This is a genomic window from Enterococcus sp. ARL09-542 (genome assembly GCF_005234805.1).
In the GTDB taxonomy this organism is placed as follows: Bacteria; Bacillota; Bacilli; order Lactobacillales; family Enterococcaceae; genus Enterococcus_D; species Enterococcus_D gallinarum.
Map to the genome: position 1 here is coordinate 1 of NZ_QPQX01000028.1, position 4,482 is coordinate 4,482.

9 protein-coding genes and 1 pseudogene are annotated in these 4,482 nt (G+C 28.6%); 8 read left to right on the plus strand and 2 right to left on the minus strand.

The annotated features are described in order from the left end of the window. Together DVW06_RS16100 and DVW06_RS17595 are read right to left on the minus strand one after the other, a co-directional pair. Positions 1 to 147: transposase (locus DVW06_RS16100; protein ID WP_153226865.1), on the minus strand; the 147-nt coding region annotated here is incomplete at its 3' end. 68 nt (positions 148 to 215) lie between these two features. Further along, positions 216 to 548: pseudogene (locus DVW06_RS17595) on the minus strand (plasmid mobilization protein). 264 nt (positions 549 to 812) lie between these two features. Here DVW06_RS17595 and DVW06_RS17265 point away from each other — a divergent pair. From DVW06_RS17265 to DVW06_RS17600, 8 genes are all read left to right on the plus strand, one after another. Next, positions 813 to 1,355, plus strand: coding sequence for a hypothetical protein (locus DVW06_RS17265; protein ID WP_002298088.1), 543 nt, complete (start codon positions 813 to 815; stop codon positions 1,353 to 1,355). A 155-nt stretch (positions 1,356 to 1,510) separates the two neighbouring features. Further along, complete coding sequence (locus tag DVW06_RS16125) at positions 1,511 to 1,963, plus strand: TlpA disulfide reductase family protein (protein WP_238696197.1); 453 nt, start codon at positions 1,511 to 1,513, stop codon at positions 1,961 to 1,963. Further along, positions 1,948 to 1,995 (plus strand): CD1871A family CXXC motif-containing protein, encoded by a 48-nt coding sequence (locus DVW06_RS17720; RefSeq protein ID WP_256278187.1) that lies wholly within the window; start codon positions 1,948 to 1,950, stop codon positions 1,993 to 1,995. The genes DVW06_RS16125 and DVW06_RS17720 overlap by 16 nt, the downstream gene beginning before the upstream one ends. Beyond that, positions 1,988 to 2,269, plus strand: a complete 282-nt coding sequence (locus tag DVW06_RS17870; protein ID WP_238696198.1) for an iron-sulfur protein — start codon at positions 1,988 to 1,990, stop codon at positions 2,267 to 2,269. Before DVW06_RS17720 ends, DVW06_RS17870 begins: the two co-directional genes overlap by 8 nt. Positions 2,270 to 2,298: 29 nt before the next feature. Then, positions 2,299 to 2,472: a 4Fe-4S binding protein gene (locus DVW06_RS17875; RefSeq protein ID WP_238696199.1), complete on the plus strand. Its 174-nt coding sequence runs from the start codon at positions 2,299 to 2,301 to the stop codon at positions 2,470 to 2,472. Next, positions 2,465 to 2,884, plus strand: coding sequence for a 4Fe-4S binding protein (locus tag DVW06_RS17880; RefSeq protein WP_174784191.1), 420 nt, complete (start codon positions 2,465 to 2,467; stop codon positions 2,882 to 2,884). Before DVW06_RS17875 ends, DVW06_RS17880 begins: the two co-directional genes overlap by 8 nt. Positions 2,885 to 2,902: 18 nt before the next feature. Continuing rightward, the gene (locus tag DVW06_RS16135) at positions 2,903 to 4,180 is read left to right on the plus strand and encodes an ABC transporter permease (protein ID WP_002301194.1); all 1,278 of its coding nucleotides are present in this window, start codon (positions 2,903 to 2,905) and stop codon (positions 4,178 to 4,180) included. A gap of 9 nt (positions 4,181 to 4,189) precedes the next feature. After that, positions 4,190 to 4,482 (plus strand): ATP-binding cassette domain-containing protein (locus DVW06_RS17600; protein ID WP_238696200.1); only part of this gene is annotated, 293 nt, incomplete at its 3' end.

Consider the following 4,482-nt stretch of genomic DNA (forward strand, 5'->3'; position numbering starts at 1 on the left):
TGCTTGTTTCACCCATTTATCAAAAGTAGACGGGGTTAAATCATACTCTCTGATAATATCGGTTCTCTTTTTCCCTGACGCATATAACTGAACCATTTGATTTTTAAACTCTTTAGTAAACGTTCGACGTGGTTTTCTTTCTGACATTAACAATTCCTCCAGTGTGTTTTCTTATATTTTACACACCTTATTTTTATTGTCTAGTTCAGTGTAACCTATCCAAGAAGCAGAGAATGTATTTGCCACAACTCTTTTGAGAAATATTCAATCTGCTTTTTCATATCATTTATATCGTCCTTATAGATTATGCCGGTGGAATTCACACGCTTTGCAATCTGATTTATGTTGCTGGTAGCATTGGAAAGGAAACCCTGTAAATCTCTAAACGGCTCTAAATCCACTTAATATATTTCTTTTTCTAAAACACACTTGCGGATGAAATGGCTCATATTTTTACATTTCGCAAGTTTTCTTTTCTCCTCAAAAAGAGCCTTTTCTTCTTCTGTTAATTTAATTTCAAGCCTTTCATTTCGTATTCTATTTGCTATAGGTAATCCTCCTTTGAATGTATTTCGGGGTCTTAGGGTACACCCTAACAAGTTAAAAATTGATAAAAAAAGAAGCAGATCCCAAAGGGCTGCCTCATCATTTTTTTCGTAAGTGTCCGTACACTTACTGTGCTTGCTCATATACTAATCGATCATATACTAATCGTGTAAGAACAACTTTAAGCATAATACTTATACTGTTATACCATAGTTTGGAAAAATAAAAAATTATATTTCATCAACGTTTCATAAAAGGTGTGTAGAATGTTATTGAAAGTAGCTATAAAATGCTATTGTGTAAAAAATAAAGGAGGAATAATTTATGAAAAAATAGTACCAAGAGGAGCATGCCTATTACTTGCATTATGTTTGAGCTTAAGCGCAGTTGGGTGTCAAAAAAGTAATGAAAACAATAAAATAAAAGAAGGACAATCCATAAGTTCTGAAGAGGAAGGCATGTCAATTAATGCAAATGGCAAAAATGAAACTTTTAAGCCATCAGATTATACATTGGAGGCAAAGAAAGAATATGTTTATGAATATTTAGGGCTTAAATTTAAACTCTCAGACAAATTTAGAAATTATATAGCTGATAAAAAGATAGCGATGTTAGATGATCAAAGTCCTATAGATAAAGAACTAAAGTATGCTATTTTGACATTTGAAAAAATGACAGAAGAACAAAAGAATGCAGTTATAGAAAAGATGGGCGATGGATATAAAAATTGGCAAAATGAGCTTGAAAGAATTGGGACTATTGGTATATTTGAAAAAAATACATCAGAAGAAAAAAATCTAAAATTATAAAATGTGATACTCATACTAAAATAGGAGTTTCAAGTGATGGAAAATACGATTGCTATTTAAGCACAAATAGCGGAGCTGAAAGTAATCTTCTGGATGAATTAAAAAGAACTGAGATTCAAATTATAGATAAAAAAGAACGTCCTAAAAATGGTTTTGTGCTATCAGAAAAAACTGATTTAGAAAATACAGAAGCATTTAACAAAGAATCGGTTAAAGATTTACGTAAACTATCAACAAAGGACATAAATGGCAAGGATTTTACAAGTAAAGATTTTGAGAAGTATGATCTTACTATGGTAAATGTATTTGCAACTTGGTGTACAGCTTGTGTAAAGGAAATTCCTGATTTGGTTGAGGTTCAGAATGAAATGAAAAGCAAGGGTGTAAATATCGTTGGAGTTGTTACAGATCCTGTTGATGATAACGGTGAAAACAAGGAAGCAATTGAAAAGTCAAAGTTAATACATGAAAAGACAAAGGCTTCATATCCTTTCTTAATGCCAGATAAGACAAACTTTAATGGTAGATTGAATGGTATACAGGCTATGCCAGAGACTTTCTTTGTTGATAGTAATGGAGAAACTAAGTTGTCTTGGATAAGGCGATAAGAATTTGTATGGAGTGTATTGGAATTGGATAGAATTAAAAATATTATAAATGGTAGTACAAAAAAAGATAAATATAAAATAAGAGATCGTTTTAAGCATTTATTTCAATCCGTTTGGTTTTTAATTGCTAATTCTTACTTTGAAGGCTTTAAGACTGGTAAAATCTACGGGGGGAATTTAAAGAAAATTTGTGTTCCGGGTATAAATTGTTATTTATGCCCGGGAGCAAAAGGTTCTTGTCCAATAGGATCACTACAGGCAGTAATTGGAAATTCAAAATATAAGATTAGTTATTTTATTATATAGTTGGGATTTTGTTTTTTATAGGAGCATTGGTGGGAAGATTTGTTTGTGGATGGCTGTGTCCATTTGGATTGATTCAAGATTTGCTACACAAGATTCCCTTTTTTAAAAAAGTTGAAACATTTAAGTTTGATAAACATTTGAGAAAATTGAAATACATAATATTACTTGTATTTTTCATTAATATTCCCTTTATTTTTGGTTGATATTTTAGGTCAGGGTTCTCCGTATTTTTGTAAACTTATTTGTCCGATTGGTATGCTGGAAGGAGGATTACCACTTGTTTTATTAAATAAAAGTATGAGAAGTGCGATAGGTTTCTTGTATTATTGGAAAGGAATCATTCTAATAGTTACTTTGTTACTTTCTATAATTATATATAGACCTTTTTGTAAATATATATATCCACTTGGAGCTATTTACTCAATTTTTAACCCTATTTCAATATTTAGATATAGATTGGATAAGGATAAGTGTATTAATTGTGGAAAATGTAAAAAAGTTTGCCAAATGAATAAAGATTCAGTTGAGAATTGCAATCATCTGGAGTGTATCAGATGTGGACGATGTAAAAATGCTTGTCCGGTGGATGCAATTAGTTATGGAGTAAGAAAATAGAGAGGAGTAGTTAGGAAAGTGATAAAAAATGCTATAGCATATATTACAAGAAAGAAAAATAGAACTTTAATAATTTTTATCATATTAACTATAGTTCTTTCTTGCTTGTATTCTTGTTTAACAATAATGAAATCAAGCAATGAAATAGAAAAGGCTTTATATGAAAGTTCTAATTCTTCAATATCAATAACAAAAAAAGATGGTAAATATTTTAATGTTAATCAATTTAAAGATATTGAAAAATTAAAAGAAATTGAAGAAAAAATAATTCAATATGATGGATTAGCAAAACTAAAAGATGCTAAAGTAGTTAGCGGAGAACAAAGAATAAATAGAGAAGATTTATCTGACGAATTTAAGAATGTTGTTTCACTCGAAGCTACAAATAATACTAAAAGAAATATTTTATTTAGTAGTGGAGTATTTACAATTAAAGAAGGTAAAAATATAGAAGAAAATGATAAGAATTCAATTATTGTTCATGAAGAATTTGCTAAACAAAACAATCTAAAATTAGGTGATGAAGTTGATCTTGAATTACTAGATATTGAAAAAAGTGGAAAAATAAAAAGTCATAAATTTAAAATTATAGGGATCTTTTCTGGTAAAAAACAGGAAACATATACAGGATTATCTTCTGATTTTAGTGAAAATATGGTGTTTGTAGATTATTCAACAAGCCAAGAGATATTAAACAATTCAGAAAATAATGAAATTGCAAATAAAATTTTAATGTATTCTGGTAGTGCAGAATCTACAGACTTAGCCTTAAACAAATTGAAAGAGCTTAAAATTGATGAGTCAAAGTATTTTGTTGAAAAAGATTCTAATGCGTTTGAAGAGTCTTTAGAGTCAGTGAGTGGAATAAAATATATAATAAAAGTAATGACTTATTCTATTATGTTAGGTGGGATGGTTGTTCTTTCATTAATCTTGATTCTATGGTTAAGGGAAAGAATTTATGAAATAGGTATATTTTTATCTATTGGAACATCTAAGATACAAATTATAATGCAATTTATATTCGAGTTAATATTCATATCGATACCAAGTATAATATCTTCCTTATTTTTAGGAAATGTATTACTAAAAGTAATTGTAGATGGATTCATTAACTCAGAGGATTCAATGATTTCCGGTGGAAGTTTAATAAATAATAGTAGTTTTATGTCAAATATAACAACACTTGGACAAAGTTATTTAATATTAATAAGTATTATTGTTTTATCAGTTGTATTTGCTTCTTCATTAATGTTAATCAAGAAGCCTAAAGAAATCTTATCAAAAATAAGTTAGGAGAAAATAATGGATATATTAGAAATAAAGAATGTAGCATATAGTTATGCAAATTCTAAAGAAAAAGTTTTGTCAGGAGTAAATCAAAAATTTGAACTTGGGAAGTTTTATGCGATAGTAGGAAAGTCAGGAACAGGAAAATCTACACTTCTTTCCTTACTTGCTGGACTTGATAAACCTCAAACAGGAAAAATATTGTTTAAGAATGAAGATATACAAAATAAAGGATATAGTAATCATAGAAAAAATAATATATCTTTAGTATTTCAAAACTATAATTTAATAGATTATTTATCACCAAT